The 17,643-nt window shown below is 41.4% G+C and carries 10 protein-coding genes and 1 pseudogene; 2 read left to right on the forward strand and 9 right to left on the reverse strand.

Annotation, left to right across the window (positions count from 1 at the left end; genetic code table 11):
* Nucleotides 1-18: 18 nt before the first annotated feature.
* Together HMPREF2794_RS01925 and HMPREF2794_RS01930 are read right to left on the reverse strand one after the other, a co-directional pair.
* Nucleotides 19-1,761: a bifunctional metallophosphatase/5'-nucleotidase gene (locus HMPREF2794_RS01925; RefSeq protein ID WP_022302246.1), complete on the reverse strand. Its 1,743-nt coding sequence runs from the start codon at nucleotides 1,759-1,761 to the stop codon at nucleotides 19-21.
* Nucleotides 1,758-3,683 (reverse strand): sensor histidine kinase, encoded by a 1,926-nt coding sequence (locus HMPREF2794_RS01930; protein WP_055270066.1) that lies wholly within the window; start codon nucleotides 3,681-3,683, stop codon nucleotides 1,758-1,760. Before HMPREF2794_RS01930 ends, HMPREF2794_RS01925 begins: the two co-directional genes overlap by 4 nt.
* Nucleotides 3,684-3,800: 117 nt before the next feature.
* Between HMPREF2794_RS01930 and HMPREF2794_RS01935 the strand changes: the two genes are divergently transcribed.
* Nucleotides 3,801-5,933, forward strand: coding sequence for a Tex family protein (locus HMPREF2794_RS01935; protein WP_022302248.1), 2,133 nt, complete (start codon nucleotides 3,801-3,803; stop codon nucleotides 5,931-5,933).
* Here HMPREF2794_RS01935 and HMPREF2794_RS01940 read toward each other — a convergent pair.
* Nucleotides 5,905-6,801 carry a CPBP family intramembrane glutamic endopeptidase gene (locus HMPREF2794_RS01940; RefSeq protein ID WP_010537756.1) on the reverse strand — a complete coding sequence of 299 codons (897 nt, stop codon included), beginning with the start codon at nucleotides 6,799-6,801 and terminating at the stop codon, nucleotides 5,905-5,907. The genes HMPREF2794_RS01935 and HMPREF2794_RS01940 overlap by 29 nt on opposite strands.
* A 103-nt stretch (nucleotides 6,802-6,904) precedes the next feature.
* Between HMPREF2794_RS01940 and HMPREF2794_RS01945 the strand changes: the two genes are divergently transcribed.
* Complete coding sequence (locus HMPREF2794_RS01945) at nucleotides 6,905-7,954, forward strand: leucine-rich repeat domain-containing protein (protein WP_010537755.1); 1,050 nt, start codon at nucleotides 6,905-6,907, stop codon at nucleotides 7,952-7,954.
* A gap of 92 nt (nucleotides 7,955-8,046) precedes the next feature.
* Here the strand turns inward: HMPREF2794_RS01945 and HMPREF2794_RS01950 are convergent, their stop codons facing one another.
* The 6 genes and pseudogenes from HMPREF2794_RS01950 to HMPREF2794_RS29375 all read right to left on the reverse strand — a co-directional run.
* Nucleotides 8,047-8,784: a hypothetical protein gene (locus HMPREF2794_RS01950; RefSeq protein ID WP_010537754.1), complete on the reverse strand. Its 738-nt coding sequence runs from the start codon at nucleotides 8,782-8,784 to the stop codon at nucleotides 8,047-8,049.
* Between the two features lie 163 nt (nucleotides 8,785-8,947).
* On the reverse strand, nucleotides 8,948-9,361 hold the full coding sequence (locus tag HMPREF2794_RS01955; RefSeq protein ID WP_010537753.1) for a hypothetical protein: 414 nt from the start codon (nucleotides 9,359-9,361) through the stop codon (nucleotides 8,948-8,950).
* A gap of 278 nt (nucleotides 9,362-9,639) precedes the next feature.
* The gene (locus HMPREF2794_RS29370) at nucleotides 9,640-14,151 is read right to left on the reverse strand and encodes a DUF6443 domain-containing protein (RefSeq protein ID WP_240052999.1); all 4,512 of its coding nucleotides are present in this window, start codon (nucleotides 14,149-14,151) and stop codon (nucleotides 9,640-9,642) included.
* Between the two features lie 25 nt (nucleotides 14,152-14,176).
* The gene (locus HMPREF2794_RS01970; RefSeq protein WP_139147227.1) at nucleotides 14,177-17,032 is read right to left on the reverse strand and encodes a DUF5977 domain-containing protein; all 2,856 of its coding nucleotides are present in this window, start codon (nucleotides 17,030-17,032) and stop codon (nucleotides 14,177-14,179) included.
* Nucleotides 17,033-17,302: 270 nt separating this feature from the next.
* Nucleotides 17,303-17,404, reverse strand: coding sequence for a smalltalk protein (locus HMPREF2794_RS28760; protein ID WP_010537749.1), 102 nt, complete (start codon nucleotides 17,402-17,404; stop codon nucleotides 17,303-17,305).
* A 68-nt stretch (nucleotides 17,405-17,472) separates the two neighbouring features.
* Nucleotides 17,473-17,643 (reverse strand): annotated as a pseudogene (locus HMPREF2794_RS29375) (N-acetylmuramoyl-L-alanine amidase); the annotation flags it as partial.

The following is a 17,643-nucleotide window of genomic DNA, read 5'->3' on the forward strand; positions in this document are numbered from 1 at the left end:
TAGAACATTTTTCCCTACTTATTGACTATCTCCGAACAAAAACTCATAATCGCGTTTGGCAGCCGGAACAGTCCACTTCTCCGGAATGAATTTCCACTGATTCAGCGCCTTCGGGTCCATCGCACCTTTCTTTTCTATATAATTCATCAGATAAAAACGAAGGTCCTTATCCGTAGAGAAGATAATACGTTCTTTCAGTTTCTCCTGTGGAATACCTGCACCTCTAGTCAGTAATTCACCGCCGCCATTGCCCCGATAAGAGTTCAAAGCCACTTTATAAATCTTATCCATAAGGAAAGGGCTGCCGTCCGCCATGCTGATAATGGTTATCTTCTCTCCTTGCGGCTTGGAGACGTCCACAGTATAGATAATACCCGATGCCGAATCAAAATTGAAACTGAAATTCTGGAAAGAAGCTCTGTCTTCCGCACCTTCGCGGCGTTTCTCTTTGAACCAAAGCAAATGATCGTCCGGAGACTTCATCCGGTTGGTCCACATGAAATAAGACATTTCCAGATAATCCTTGATTTCTTTCCCGGATAAGGTCATCATATACAGCATATTCTCATACTTATACAGATTGAACATATCGCTGACATACACATCCCCTTTATTAATCTTCGCATCGAATGAAAGCGGTGCAGCAAAAGAAATCTCCGCACCAGTGATATCAAGCTGCAAGGTATGAATCAGGTCGATAAAAGCAGACGGCCCGAAGAAAGACGGACGGGTCGAGATGCTCTCGGTGAATGTACCGATCTTTTTAGAAACAAAGTTGCGGACAGTGTCGTATTGGGGAGCAAAATGCTTCATAAAATCCTCACTGATTCCGTAATCTTTTGTCGCGGACAATACTCCCCGGATATCTTTGCTGCGCACCTTTCCGTCTTTCAACTTTAAGGTTACATCGATATTGGACAAAACGATTCCGTTACTTGCCGGATCGATAACCAGTACTGAATCTCCTGCCACATTCATTACCTTCTTACATTCACGTGCATGATCGTGCCCCATCAGTACAATGTCAAAACCGGGAACATTCTTTGCAACGTTCAGAGAAGCGTTTTCATTGTACTTACCGGACATTTTGAAAGCTTCCTGCCCCGCATGAAACAAACCAATCATCAAGTCCGGATTCTCTTTTTCACGGATGATCTTCATCCATTTGCGTGCTGTCTCTTCCATATCGTCAAAGCGCAGCCCCTTCCACAGATTCTCCGAGAGCCATGCAGGGATAGCAGGAGTGATCATTCCCAAAATGACGATTTTCACTCCGTCACGCTCCATCACCTTATAAGGAGGGAGATGAGGTTCTCCGGTCGATGTATCGATGATGTTAGCTCCTAACACCGGAAAGTCACAGGTATTTATCCAGCGGTCGAATACGGCACGCCCGGTTTCCACGTCATGATTTCCCATATTTCCGGCATCATACTTCATATAGTTCATCATTTCCGCGCAGAGATGAGGAGAAACCGTATCTATATAATTATAGTAATAGGCGGTAGGTTGCCCTTGCAGTATATCGCCGTTGTCGAGCAAGATAAGATTTTCCTTATACTGTTCGCGCTCTTTCTGCACAAAAGCATATATTCGCGCCAGACTGCCCTGCCAATCCTTACGGGTAATAAAATTATAAGGATAATAATTACCATGTACATCACTTGTCTGTACAATTTTCAGCTTCACAATTTTCTCCTGTGCCGCAACAGAGAGCACGAGGCAAAGAAGCCATACGTAGATACATGCAAATCGTTTCATTCTTTTTCTATTTTAAGCGGATGTGAGAACATGAACCGTGCTCCTCCCGTATATTCGGAGTCGATCCATATATCACCTTTCCATTTGTGGACAATCAATTTACAGATAGACAATCCCAGACCTGTTCCCTGGGCATATTCGTTCAGTTTCTCGAAACGTTCGAATACCAGTTTCTGTTTCTCCTTCGGGATGCCACACCCCGTATCCGTCACCGAAAACACGGCCATACCTGTCGCCTTATTCACCGAGAATTCCAGTGTGATCTTTCCTTTTTTGGTGAACTTATCCGCATTAGACATCAGGTTGATAATCACCTGCTGCATACGCTGTATATCCGTCACCATATCGAATGACTCGTAATCGCTGGCAAACAGAAACTGATTGCCGGACTGCCGCGAAACACTGACCGATGCTACCACCTGCCTGCATACCTGCACCACATCACACTCTTCCCAAGTCAAAGTCACCCTATTCGCCTCCAGACGTGAGAGGTCCAGAATATCATTGATCAGGCGAAGCAACAAATCCGAGTTCGTCTTGATGATCTGATAATAGGTCTGTTGCTCCTCCTCCGTGCTGCCGCCTACAGCGAGCACATCCGAGAAACCCACAATCGAGTTTAAAGGAGTACGTATCTCATGACTCATATTAGCGAGGAAAGCACTTTTGAGACGGTTCGATTCTTCCGCCCTGTCTTTTGCCACCCGCAGGTCTTTTTCGGATTTCAGCAGTTCATCCCTCAGACGCTTGGTACGGAAATAATAGAAGAGCGAGATACACAGGCCCAGCACCAGAATGACGAATAGCGCACATGCTGACCAAATCTGATAAGTATATTGCTGATAAAATGAAACCGACTGATTGATAATCTGCACATCAAAAGGAAGAACCTGCGGATTCAAGTTCCACTCCTTCACTTTCCGGCTGTCGAGTACGGCTTTGCAGCCGATAACGGAAAGATGTTGCCGGTCATCCTCCGGATATTGATCTATCTGCAGAGACGACAATGCCATGTCTTTTCCCAGTTTCCTGTAGTCGGGCAACACTCCGCCAATGGCCCAGTATCCCAGACTCACAGAGGACGGAGTAAAAGCGGGAATGGTCGGAGTAGCCTCCATCATGGCATAAGTCGCATTCCGCATGAAATAACCCTCGTTCATGTCTACCCGCCAAGTACCTACCATAATCACCGTATTCTCCGGCAAATGGCGCAACTCTTCTACAATCGTATAAATTGTATGCCGACGGCCATCCATCAAGATCAGGTCAAGTTCGGGAAACTTCTTCATTTCCTTCCGCACCAGTGCCTGCATCGTGACACCACCGTAAGTATTGTCCGAAATAAAGGCGATATGTTCCGTATTCGGATAAAACGCCTTGATCATACGGACATTATCTTCTATATTATATTGGTTGATAAATCCCGACTTCAATTCCGGTATATCCATTTGATCGGCAAACAGATCGACCGATTCCGGCATCCATGTGTCCAGTCCGGCAACCGTATCCTTAGGCAGTATGACGATGTTGCTACTGGCAAGGCTACACATCACCGGTACCTTCACCTGTATGGAATCCCGTTGAGACAGATACGCTGCCCAGGCTTCCTGTCCCAGCAGAATGATTTGTGCCGGATGCTTTTCTCCCTGGTATTTAGAAAGAATCTGCGTCATCATGCCGCTCCAGAGCGGGGCTTCGGAGAAACTTTTGCAGTTCATGTTTTCAATGACAATATCACGTTTTCCTCCCAGTTTACTATATTCTTCCATGTAGTCGGAAATCGTTACTGAAGTTTGATGCGCAGCGGGATTATAAGAACAGATAATTAAGATCGGCTTTTTATCATTAGAGACAGCAAATAACTCTGTGGCCTGAAAAAGCCATAGCAAACAGATAAACAGGTATCCTATATATCTCATCATACTTGTAAGTTTTGAAGTGTTACTATCTCATTTTAGGCTGCAAATATACTAAAACTTGTCGGCTATAACAGATTTATGTGTATTTTTGTCGCTCATTCATTCGCAAAAAAATTGTATATGGAACTATTTCACCAAATGATTTCCGGATTACTGGGAATACCGGAAAGACAAATCAGCAGTACTCTCCATTTATTGGGGGAAGGTGCTACCATCCCTTTCATCAGCCGTTACCGTAAAGAAGCCACAGGCGGACTGGACGAAGTACAGATAGAGAACATCAAGGAGCAACATGACAAGTTGTGCGACATAGCCAAACGGAAGGAAACGATTCTTAGTACCATCAACGAACAAGGCAAACTCACTCCCGAACTCGAAAAGCGTATCAACGACACCTGGAATCCTACGGAGCTGGAGGACATCTACCTGCCCTACAAGCCCAAACGGAAGACCCGTGCCGAAGCAGCCCGACAGAAAGGGCTGGAACCGCTTGCCATGATCCTGATGCTGCAAAGAGAGAACAATCTCAGCGCCAAAGCCTCCGCCTTCGTCAAAGGTGAAGTTAAGGACACAGAAGATGCACTGAAAGGCGCCCGTGACATCATCGCTGAGCAAGTGAATGAGGACGAACGCGCCCGTAATGCCATACGTAACCAATTCGCCCGTCAGGCAACGATCACTGCCAAAGTAGTGAAAGGCAAGGAAGAAGAAGCTGCCAAATACCGTGATTATTTCGATTTCTCCGAATCACTGAAACGCTGCACCTCCCATCGTCTCCTCGCCATTCGCCGCGCAGAATCCGAAGGATTGCTGAAAGTATCCATCAGTCCGGATGACGAAGCCTGTCTGGAACGCCTCGACCGCCAGTTCGTACACGGCAACAATGAATGCAGCCGTCAGGTAAGCGAAGCCACTGCCGATGCCTACAAGCGTCTGCTCAAACCTTCCATTGAAACAGAGTTTGCTGCACAGTCCAAAGAAAAGGCTGATGACGAAGCTATCCGCGTGTTTACGGAGAATCTCCGCCAATTGCTCCTCTCTCCTCCGCTCGGACAGAAACGGGTACTCGCTATCGATCCCGGCTTCCGCACAGGCTGTAAAGTAGTCTGTCTGGATGCGCAGGGCAATTTGTTGCACAATGAAAACATCTATCCCCACCCTCCGGTCAATAAAACCGGCGAAGCGGCTTCCAAGCTCCGCAAAATGATAGAAGCCTATGAGATTGAAGCCATCTCTATCGGCAACGGAACAGCCAGCCGCGAGACGGAAGACTTCATCAATCACCAGACTTTCGACCGGCAAATTCCGGTCTTCGTGGTCAGCGAACAGGGAGCTTCCATTTATTCAGCATCCAAGATCGCCCGTGATGAATTTCCCGATTATGACGTAACGGTGCGTGGAGCAGTCTCTATCGGTCGCCGGCTGATGGACCCGTTGGCAGAACTGGTAAAGATCGACCCTAAATCCATCGGCGTCGGACAATACCAGCATGACGTAGACCAGACGAAATTGAAAAAAGCCCTCGACCAGACTGTAGAAAACTGTGTGAATCTGGTAGGTGTGAATCTGAATACCGCAAGCAGCCATCTGCTGACATACATTTCCGGACTGGGTCCGCAGCTGGCGCAAAATATTGTCAACTACCGCGCCGAGAACGGAGCTTTCAATTCGCGTAAGGAATTGATGAAAGTCCCCCGCATGGGTGCCAAAGCCTTCGAACAGTGTGCCGGATTCCTCCGTATCCCCGGAGCAAAGAATCCGCTGGACAACACAGCAGTGCATCCGGAAAGCTACCACATCGTAGAGCAAATGTCGAAAGACCTGAAATGTACCGTCAACGAACTGATTGCGAATAAGGAACTACGCCAGAAAATCAAGATATCGGACTATATCACGCCGACTGTGGGCCTGCCGACTTTACAGGACATCATGCAGGAGCTCGACAAACCGGGACGCGACCCGCGTAAAGCGATCAAGGTATTTGAATTCGACAAGAACGTGCGCACCATCGCAGACTTGCGCGAAGGCATGATCCTGCCGGGTATCGTAGGCAACATTACGAATTTCGGAGCTTTCGTCGATATAGGTATCAAGGAAAACGGACTTGTACATCTTTCCCAGTTAGCCGAGCGATATATATCCGATCCTACAGAAATCGTATCCATCCACCAGCATGTCATGGTCAGAGTGATGAACGTAGATACCGACCGGAAGCGGATTCAGCTTAGCATGATCGGGGTACAGCAAGACTGATTGCCTCCCGCTTTTCGCCCCACCACACAATTAAAATCGTAAAGATTATCATAAGTACTGTACAAATGAGCGAGCCTTCAAAACCAAAGGCTCCGCCATTCAGTACGTTTTCTTCGGGCAGATGCAGCGTCAACAGCGATGTTCCCAGATCGTTTCCACTTACTTGATATCCCAATATCGGGCCTTGAATCCAGTTCCAAAAAAGATGGAGGGAAATGGGGAAACAAAGATTCCGTGTATATAAATAGGAAGCACCGATCAACATACCTGCAATCACCAGGTTCAGCATCGGCAGAAAAGCCACATTCGGGTTGAAGATATGCAGCAATGCAAACAGCAGTGCAGAAACGAAAAGAGCCAGGAATTTATTCATCCGGGTATGCAGCAGACGCCCGAGTATGTAGCCGCGCATCATGATCTCTTCAGTCAAGGCCACCAGCAGGCAGAACACAAAAGTGCCGAGCAGATTTAAAGGATCGAACTGAAAGCCTGTTACTTCTACTTCACCTATAGCCAGCGAAAGCCCGAAGCCGATCAGGTAGAGCAACATCGCCACCAGCAGTCCATACCACAGTCCCCGGACATGCCCTTTCAGTGTCAGCCCCAAGTCAGAAAAGGGGCGGCGTTCAAAATAAAGCAGAATCACAGCCGGAGTCAACACAGACAGCAGCATATTGGCTTCCGTCACAGTGTACACCAACAATCCGGGGTGTCGCGCCTCATCGCCAAGAATCAGAGACAATAATCCGAATCCTATTGTACCATACAGTCCCATACATACGAAAAGCCCCAGTGCAAACAACAGGATACACGCCCATACGGGAAGTCTTTTCGGTTCTTTCTTTTCTCTGATTTCTTCTGTCTCCATTTTTACTTTTTGTTAATCACGCTACAAAATTAGATATAAAACATAAAAAAACATCGTGTCTTACCTATTTTTCCTATATTTGTCAGAACAAATCTGCATAATTATGAAAATAAGACAACTACTGATAAGTTTTTTATTGGTTGCCAGTACTTTGGGAGCAACCGCACAAGTAAGCAAAACGTATTATGTCAGCAAGCCCGGCACATTGATCTCGATGATGACCGAAGAGGAAGCCAACAGCATCACCCACCTTACACTGACAGGAAAACTGAATGCGGAAGACTTCAGACATCTCCGCGATGAATTTCCCAGCCTGAAGGTGCTCGATATTTCCAATGCCGAAATCAAGATGTACAGCGGCAAGGCCGGAACGTATCCTAACGGAAAGTTCTACATCTATATGGCCAATTTTGTCCCCGCCTACGCCTTCTCGAATGTGGTAAACGGAATGACCAAAGGTAAGCAGACACTGGAAAAAGTGATTCTTTCCGAAAAGATAAAGAATATCGAAGATGCCGCCTTCAAAGGATGTGACAACCTGAAAATCTGTCAGATACGCAAGAAGACAGCTCCTAACCTGTTGCCGGAAGCTCTGGCCGACAGTGTGACGGCTATTTTCGTTCCATTGGGCAGCAGCGACGCCTACCGTTTTAAAAACAGATGGGAGAACTTTGCATTTATCGAAGGCGAACCGCTGGAAGCCACGATCCAAGTGGGTGCTATGGGCAAGCTGGAAGATGAGATTATGAAAGCCGGACTGCAACCCAGAGATATTAACTTCCTGACTATTGAAGGAAAACTGGATAATGCCGATTTCAAACTGCTTCGCGACTATATGCCGAACCTTGTGTCTCTCGACATTTCAAAGACCAATGCCACCTCTATCCCCGACTTTACTTTCTCTCAGAAGAAGTATCTCCTGAAGATCAAGCTGCCACATAACCTCAAGACCATCGGCCAACGGGTATTCAGCAACTGCGGACGACTTGCCGGAACACTTGAACTACCTGCCAGTGTGACGGCTATCGAGTTCGGAGCGTTCATGGGATGCGATAATCTGCGCTATGTGCTCGCTACAGGTGATAAGATTACAACGCTAGGCGATGAACTCTTCGGAAACGGGGTGCCAAGTAAGTTGATTTATAAGAAATAAAAATGAATTGAAATAGAATATGCCCTAAGATAAAATAACTATCATGGGTTAATTATCTTAGGGCATAATAAAGATTTCAGCATCAGATGGAGCTATTCATCCTGTTTTATTGATATCGGAGGATAAATATAATACTCTTCTTCTGAATCACTAACAATAATTTCAAAAGGATCTTTCTTTTTTATCTGAATAGTATCACGAGGATAGGTAATCTGATTGATCATTGATTTATCTTCAAATTTATCAAGCCTTCGTTGATAATCTGCCGGTATCGGAACATATAAAAACTGACAATCCTTTAAGTAATTATAAAGCTCTTTGCCTCGATCTTTCCCTACATAATTCCACCGATTAAAAAACGGTCTAAAAACAGGATGAGTTTCTAAATCATGAAAGCTCTCTATAGATCCCCAAATAACTTCATTATCATATAATGTATTGGCACCTAAACCTGACATTTTCGTATATAATGAAATAGTATCCGCACCATTTATCATTAAAAAACGACCAATTTCTCCATACTCTGAATTATTCCAATCCGGATGATAATAGAGATGACTATTAGAACCGAACATGAGAGCTTTATCGGTGTGATTATACACGATAAATTCAAAATTAATAATTTCTGGAAGAGTGTCTCCCTTTATCAATCCTTGAGGACTAGGTTGATACTCACTCTCCCATACACTTACTAACTCCAAGTCAATCGATATCTCATTTTCTTGGGCATATACATTTGTTAGTAACAATAGAATAACACATGTAAAACCGATTACTCTTTTAATGATTACGATTGATGTAATATTCATATTCTCTCCGTCTGATTTCATCTTGTTGGTCTTTAGGTAATTTTTTGAAGGTTGGATGATTCAATTGAGCATTATAGCATTTCCAGTGGGTACTTGTTTTTACTCCAGTTCATTATTCTATGCTCATAGTACTCATGAACACCTAAATATTACTCTTGATTAATAATAACACTCCCCAAATATATTAAAGAAATATTTTCATAATCACCAAAAGAGTAAAATAGAACACCCATCCAAAGAATATCCATTTACAGAGTTCTTTACCACGTATTTGATAGTCGAATAATATAAGCACTAATCCTATGATGAAAAACAACGGAAAGGGAAAAATAAATGCCATCACTTTCACCCATGTTGACAAAGGAAGATGCTGTTTTTCCACTTTCTTTTCTATTTCTACCTTAATAAGTTTTTCTACTTCTTCTGTAAAGTCCTGATACATAGATGGAGAAATTTCCCGTCTTTCCAATTCTTCTTCTGCGGCAATCACAGCATCAGCTTGATAATCCGCACGTTCTACAGTTATAATTCGCATTAATTCCACATCATCTTTCTCGGACATTATGGCAAAGTACTTATTTGTTTCTATATTTTTCATATATTATTATCAATGAATTACTATTAAAATCATACTAACTCCGATATGATTCACGAATTAGATTCCCGTTCATATCGAAGTTAGAGAAAAAGAGAACCTAATTGCCCCTACATTCACCTAAGAATATGGGCCCCAAAAAGAAGATTACAAAAATTATTCCCACATTCCTTTTTGCAGAATCATCTATTTTCGCAATCTCTTTTAGAAGATTGGTTTTACCCCCTTTTATCAGCCAACCAATTAGTACTACCAGCCACATAATCAGAGTACCAAGATAATCAATACCTCTCATCGTTTTTTCTCTTTTTATTAATATACAAAAAGCCATCTATACCATCATTCATCTTTTTAAACGCATTGGGATTACGATTTATTTCATCAAACCTTCTCATCTCCATATCATAAACAGAATGCTTAATCTTTGTAGGAATGTGAGGATTGGCATATTTAAATTTTAGCCATGAAACCGGCTGTAATTGTTTCAATAAACGGGAAGCAGGAAAACTCTGAGTAGCTACATTAATAAATCCATTTGCTCTCTCATCAGGAGTTGCATATGTTCCCGCCCATGACTTACCCGTCAACCACACTTTCGGAGAATTCATTAAAGAATAAACTGACGATGCCGCATACTTAGCAGCTCCATCAATCAATCCTGTAGGAGGTTCATTAAGAGTAAGTTCTAAGTTACTTATTAAACTTGATACAGAACCTACATTGTCATACTTTCCTGTGATCTGCCATTGCCAGAACTCCGATTCAGAGAGATTTACTTTCTGATCTCCGTAATCAATATACTCTTTTCGTCCGATAAAGGTATTGTGAAACCAATTATTATGAGTCGTTTCTTTATAAGTTCTATCTGGATTATAAATAACTTTCATTTGTCCATCCGGATCAATCCAATTAATCGAATTATTTCCACAATATCCATATGGACTCTCCCAATAATACTTCTCCGCCATCGGGTCAACCACATGCCATCTTCCCAAAGCCGGATCGTACATCCTTGCTCCATAATCATACCTGTTCAAGCCATTATTCATATCCAACTCCTTATTATTATATTTATAAGGTTGTTTATCTCCGTGAGTACTCTCTGTAAACGACATGCCGAAAGGATAATAATGATTTGTTTGAGTTACTGTCCCGTCCGATTTAGCCACCACACGATTATTACCCAAATGGTCCTGCAAATAGAAATAGTAAATGCCATTTTCAATGTAGCCACCATCCACCAATATACGTTTTAAAGAACCATTTTCGTAAATCATGTTACCTATATAATCGGTACGATTCTCGGCAGAAGATTTATGAATGACGGATAACTTCTTTCCATCGGCAGAATAAACATACTCATGAGTAGATTTGTTTGTGTCATTGAAAGTAATCCGTCTTGGCAAATTTAATAAATTATATTGAATATCAGCTATACCTTTATTTAAATCTTTAATCAGATTACCATTTTCATCATAAAAGTATTCCACATCCTGCTTCGCACCATTCCTAAAATCCATAGATGATACCGAAAGATTTGAATCTGATGCAGTATCCTCAACCTTTATTAGCTGATTACCACGGTAATTTAGAGTCAAATTATCAATTATTCCATAGGTAGTATTCTGATTTCCGGAACGCATCAGAGAGACTATATTCCCCTGCTTATCATAGTTATAAGAAGTGTTAAAGTTATGATTGCGAATATTATTTTCAAGATAGTCCGCATAGAGCAACCGAGAAAGATTATCATAAGAAAAATCATAACCACGCTTTTTATCGCCATTTACACTCCAGTCCATACCGGAGATATTACCGTTGTAATAACGGGTATTGGTTGGGTTGGAACGGGTGTCATTATAATATAATGTCTCACAGAACAGAGGACTACTGATTGATTCAGTCCACGAACGGAGATTATAAGCATAATTCGTATGCAAATTAGATTGCCCATTCCGCCTGTTATGTTTCAGGCGCCCCAGTTCATCGTATTCATTATTGACAAGAGTCATTACCGGTCCATTATTTAAGCAGTGAGTGGTGGTTTGCAACCGGTCCGCATAATCATAGCTATATGAGTAAACTTCGCTTTGGGTCGCTTTGCCTGCAGCAGAATGGATATGCTTATGCTTTGTAGGCTGGCCAATAAAATTATAAGCAATATAATCTTTTTCAACTCCACCGTTCAAACGGTTATTCGATTTACGTTGTATCACTCTGTCGTGATCATCATAATACATCACAGTATAAAGATAGGACTGCCCTTTTTCATCAAGACAGGCTATCATATTACCTGTAAGCATATCCCGGGAACTTGCCGAATGACGTTTGCCAAAACCTTCCGACTCTGCATTGACATCATAACAAACACCGGCATCTGTAGAAACCGGAAATCCGTTTCTGCCCAAGAAAGAGTAATCATCATAATACTTGACTGAAAGTAAGCTGGAAGAAGTCAAAGTGATGCCCGACAAGCTATAACCTTTATACGATCCACTGCCACCGGCAGAAGAAGAACCGGAATACCAAGAGGCACCGACAACCGAAGAAAGTAACGGATCGGCAAAAGGATTCAACGCATTCCTGCAAATCCCCGAAAAACATTCACGTCCGAACATATCCGGAATGCTGAACGACCATTCACCACGACTATGCTGCTTACCGTCCTGAGAAAAAATCAACCGCTTTCCCTTATCATAGATATAAAAAGACCAGCTACAACCCGGAAGTTTCTTGGCTATCTGGAGTTTACGACTATTGTACTTGTATAAAAAGGCATATTGCAGAAGCGTCGCATCCGTATTACTCATCCAACTTGTGGAACTGCCACTTCCAAACATGGAAGAAGCTGCCGGAGGAAGTACAGCCACCCGATTGCCGAAATCGTCATATATATAGTAGGTATCATATAGTTCCTTATTTCTTCCGGTCTGTATGATCTGACGGGTTAAGACAAGCTGATTCAGTTTGTCTTTAAATTCGAAAGACGGATTACCATCTTCATCTTCCACACGGGTGACATAAAGTTGCCCTGTCGCATAGTTACCAATGCGACTGATTCGCATGACAGTATCACTTACGTTCGTTGCAGTGAAATGGATACAGTTCAATGTATCCGTACCTGTCATATTGGTCAGATAGGTATTTTTCACACTATGATGATTATCCTGCCAGCCTTGTCCGGGACCGTATTGTTCGAGAATACGATTCAGCGGAGAAGCTTCATATACCGGACGGGAGTAAGGAACGTTATCACCATACGTAGCTATCACTTTACTTTTTACCACATCAGGAAGAATGAACTTTCCTCCATTATCTTGAAATGCAGTGGGCAACCATTGCTTGGAACTTCGTCCCTGGGCATCATATTCCTGATAGGCTACTATATCATTCTTGCTCTGGGAGTATTTCAAGACAGATTGTTCCAAACGTCCCAAACCATCGTAATAGTCTGTCTTATTCTGCCATCTAATACCTGTTTCCTGCGTATAGGTACGTGTAGCAACATAATTCTTATCACGGGAACGTACATTATCAAAGTGCTCATATCCCTGAACCCGGAGAGCTATCTCACCATTATTCTTACTGCCTTCCGCTACAATATAATATGTACCTGCAGATAAGTTTGAAACATAAAGATTTTTATCATTATTTGTATCCAAAGTCCCTTTAAGAAAATCAGCCTCATTTAGCAAATAAACATTTACACCTCCTTCAACAGTAGAAGAAGGAACTGAAACAAGAATATCCATAGGAGAGTTAATTTTCAAACGGTAATACACATCTGATGTAGTATTTCCATGATAGAAATCAGTAAAAAATTCCGTATTGAATGTATCCTGAAAATCTAATGGTAATATCACAGAGTCTATATCAATCGGTTTTTCTTTTTTATCTCCTTTCAGGATGTCTGTACTACCTGATATATTTAGCTGTATATTTCTTTTCGCTTTAATAAACGAACGTATCACATAATCTCCTGCATCAAGCATTGCTTTTTTTATCAATTGACTCCCATCGCTTGTTGCCAGTATTGCACCCGATTTTTCCATTATTTCTATTGAATGGAAAGACTCAACCGTTTGTTCCGGAGAGAGATTAATTTCCATTGGATAGTTCAACCTTACAGAAAAGAACAATTCCTGCGAATCGTCAAAATCAAACAAACCAGAGAAATGATAGTTAAAATCATCCGAGAAGTCCCCTATTTCCATCGGTGCTTCCATAGAAGTTCCCAAAGGATTAATATAGATATTACTAGTAATTTCTCCATTATAATCATTCCCAAATGTTGATGCTCCTTCACACTGAAAGATATAATAACCAGGCTGCAGTATTTGTACAAAAAGTGATCCAATCACTCCATGACCAATATTCTCTTCCAAATGAAGATTCAGGTAAGGTAGTAATTTTATTTTCTCCTCCATCTTTTCTACATAATTACCCGATGTAACAGGGTCTCCCACATCAACAAGATTATCCATAGGTTCACTTAATGGGAAATACAGCAAATGAGCTTCAACATCCTCTAAGCTCGATCCATTGAAATGGGAAACAATGAGGGTTGGGCGATATATAGAAAAAGAGAAATAAATATCATTATTCTCATTCCCATAATTGTTTGTCCCATTTCTGGTATCATAAGTCTCGCGAACAATCACTGGTTCAAGAATCTCTCCCAAATCAGTCCATAGATCACTTTTACGTAATTCACTGATAGAATTACCCGGTTGAGCGTTACTATCAATGGATAGCAATGTCATTATAAACATACAATATAAAAAATTCTTCATATCTGATTGTTTTTAATAAAGAGAATTAATAAGCAAAAGGATAACCACCTATAACGTATGTATCTTCATGACCGGTATAATACTCAATGTTATAGTTGATATCGAAAGCATAAGGAGTGGATTTTATAGAAGGCTCCTCATATGCCCAATGATCATCTTGAGGTGCAACCCGAGTATCTCTATAGAATCTTCTGGGTACGTAAACCTTAATAGGCTCATAGTCTTTGAGTACATCTCCCGTATCAGCGATTTTGCGGCTGGGTGGTATTTCGTAATAATCGGTAACGATGCTTCCCTGAACTCCCCAATCAAACGTCAGATAATAATCCTGTTCCATGGGATTATAAACAGACACGATTATATTCGAATTACATTCTGCATGCTCATTGGCATATTGCTGACCATTATTCCGCAAATCGATATAGGCTTTCTGATTAGCGTCTTCCTGTGATAAAGTTGAACTATATTTCTTTGCAGGCACTACATAATCGATAGATTCCCCCATTTCTCCTAAAGATGCGTCACAAGTATTCCGGGTAAAAGTTTCTCTGATTTGCTCATTATAATAAGTCAATTCAGGTTCTACGGATTGATTCTGATAAAAATAATCATATTCCTTAACTACATTCATATCGTTATCCATCACAGATACCAGCCTGCTAAAGTCATCATATCTATAAGACTCCGTTACTCCCCTTTCATTAGTCGCACTCCTCAATCCTATGAGAGGATAATAGCCATATGTAGTTATCGAAGCATCCTTAGGATATACACGTACATCGTCTATAGGGTATACTCCTTCATTTATTGAATCCCGACCATTGACAAAATCATGCTTCATATACTCCCACTTCCCATTCTTAAAGACCTGATAATCTATTACATATTTCCTTTCCGGATTCGTCACTAAAGACACCGTATAAGGACCGATACAACTATTATTACTATGATATCCGAAAGAAGCAGGACGTAAATGAGTGGTTTCAAAGTTCTCATAGAATACATCATCTGTACCACTTGTCTCGGGAGCAATACTTTTTCTTGTCCAATAAGAGAAATGAATATCTCCGTCATATACATTTGCTGACGATTCCTTACACGCATCAGTACTAAGAATACTAAATGTATGATAACCGGCAGAGACATAGAATGTTGCACTGTACGTATAGGCATTTTGATAGTCAGTCCAAGGCTTGCCCATGTTATCAGAGCTTCTCATCTGAACCAGATTGAAAGCCTTATTGTCAAGATGTCCTGATACATACCAGTTAAATCCTAACGCTCCGGCAAGGACTATTTCAACATCACCCGCTTTTGATGTATAAAAGTTATACGATTTCACATTAGCCGACAATGAACTGTATTTCAGGTTTACGTACTTAGTCGTTCTCTCATCCCTATATTGAGGAACGGACTTGAAAGTATTTCGGGCATTTACCACTTTAGCCACAGGATACAAGCCTTTATATCCCCATATATAAGCCGTCTTGACACCAGCCTTATCTGCTATATTGGCCGGATTACCGTATGAATCATAATCAAGATATTCCATCTCGAGCGCACATCGATTGTCCATAGAATATTGAGCCGAGTTCAGCAGTTTGAAAGAGGAGTAGTCGCTTAACGGCACATCATTTTCCAACTTATACTGTTTATCCTGAACGGCAAACTGATCAGACAGCTTATATGTCATCACTTCGGCAGAAGTAACTTTTCCATTCCGCTTAACAACAGTTTCTACAGGATAAGACAACAATCCTTGTGCTCTCATAGTATCATAGACTTTCAATGGAGAGCCGGAGGAAATGGAACCGGAAGTTACACTATCATATTCTTCCATCAAGTCGGAAATATATTTAGTTCTCGCTTCCAACATACTGTTATCATTCGGATTATTAATATACTTTCTCGTACATGTCAGCAAACGATACTTATTGTACTCATATTCTTCCGTCTCATGTATAGAATCATGATCTGTATAAAGAAATCTTTCTACGATGTTTACATTTCCTTTATCATAATTAAAAGTGAGATTTTCCTGATTGGGTAATATTATTTTCTTGATATGCCAAGTGGATGCTGTAGCTAGTAAACTGGAGTGAAAACTATCCCAAATCATACTATGACTCCCTATCTGATCACCATATACACTATAGTGACTATCATAATCAGGATCTTTAGAATACGCACAAGACAGGTCAATACTATTAATATCTCCACCAAAGATATAGGTAAGTCCTTCCGAATCAACGATTGTTATTTCTGTAATCAACACAGGTCTGGATTCGATATACAACTTGGGATGATATGTTTTGTTTAGATGAGCATTAGTCCATTCCGTTTCTGCAAGTAACACATCAGGTATTTTCCCAACTTTCACATCCTTTACCTTAAAGTACGAACTATTTTGCGATGAGATTCTTGTTTGTATTTCTCCTTCCTTATCTTTATACATAAAGAAGGAAGCATTTATTTTTCCTATATTTATTATAAATTCATCCAAGTCGGGCTCATGAAGATAATCTTCATTATAAATGAAAGGATTATAATATTTATTTAAATTAGATTCCTGATCCCAGTTCGTATTAGCAGTTCTGTCCATATACTCATTAAATGTATAGACTTCATCAATCATCCCATTAGCAACTCTGTATATTTGTCCACCGGTAATGGACCAACCTAAGCCTACATTACCAACAGGAAGATCAACTTTGTTGCCTTCCGAATTATATAGCAATTGTATATCGTAAGAATAATTTTTCAGTGCTATGGAATACAGAGGGATAGCAATATTTGCTCTTCCGGAATGCAAGTCAACCGGCAGTGACTGTACTCGTAGCAATGAACCAACTCCCGGACTCGGAGTATCATATTTTAGCATTGACTGCGAAAATATAGGCTGAAAGAGGAAAGTAAAAAGAAACATGAATAAATATCGTATCTTTCGTTCTGTTGGTCCCGATGTATATGTTAACACAGTACAATACTGATTCAAATTATGATATTTAAAACTATTTTTCATATGCTGTTTTTATATTAATTGCAATAAGCTTATTTTTAAATAAAAATCACAGGTTATACAAAATGCTATCGCTTCGTTCTATTATGAATAAAACTAGCCTCCTGTTTTGTACACCTGTGATTTACGAACTTACAGATTCATCGCATTACCGCCCAGCGCTCCCAGCACTGCCGAAGCCACCGCGATGACTACTTTCAAAATGGTATCCCAGAGGGATCTTTTGACTGCCATAACTTTACACACCTCCTTTCCGACTCTTTACATGATTGATTACTAGGCAATCATCACTAAATGATTGATTACTCCTGAAAACTTTCCTCCTTTACCTCAAAGCACGGACATGCCTTGATCCACTCCTCCGGCTCAATCTCTCCATTCACGTTGCGGTCCGGTGACAGGTCACGATGGCCGCACACCCGGCAACCGGGGAATTTCACTTGCAACTGATGCACCAGCAGCCGGAGTGCTGC

Source organism: Bacteroides sp. HMSC067B03 (genome assembly GCF_001811315.1).
Classification (GTDB): domain Bacteria; phylum Bacteroidota; class Bacteroidia; order Bacteroidales; family Bacteroidaceae; genus Bacteroides; species Bacteroides faecis.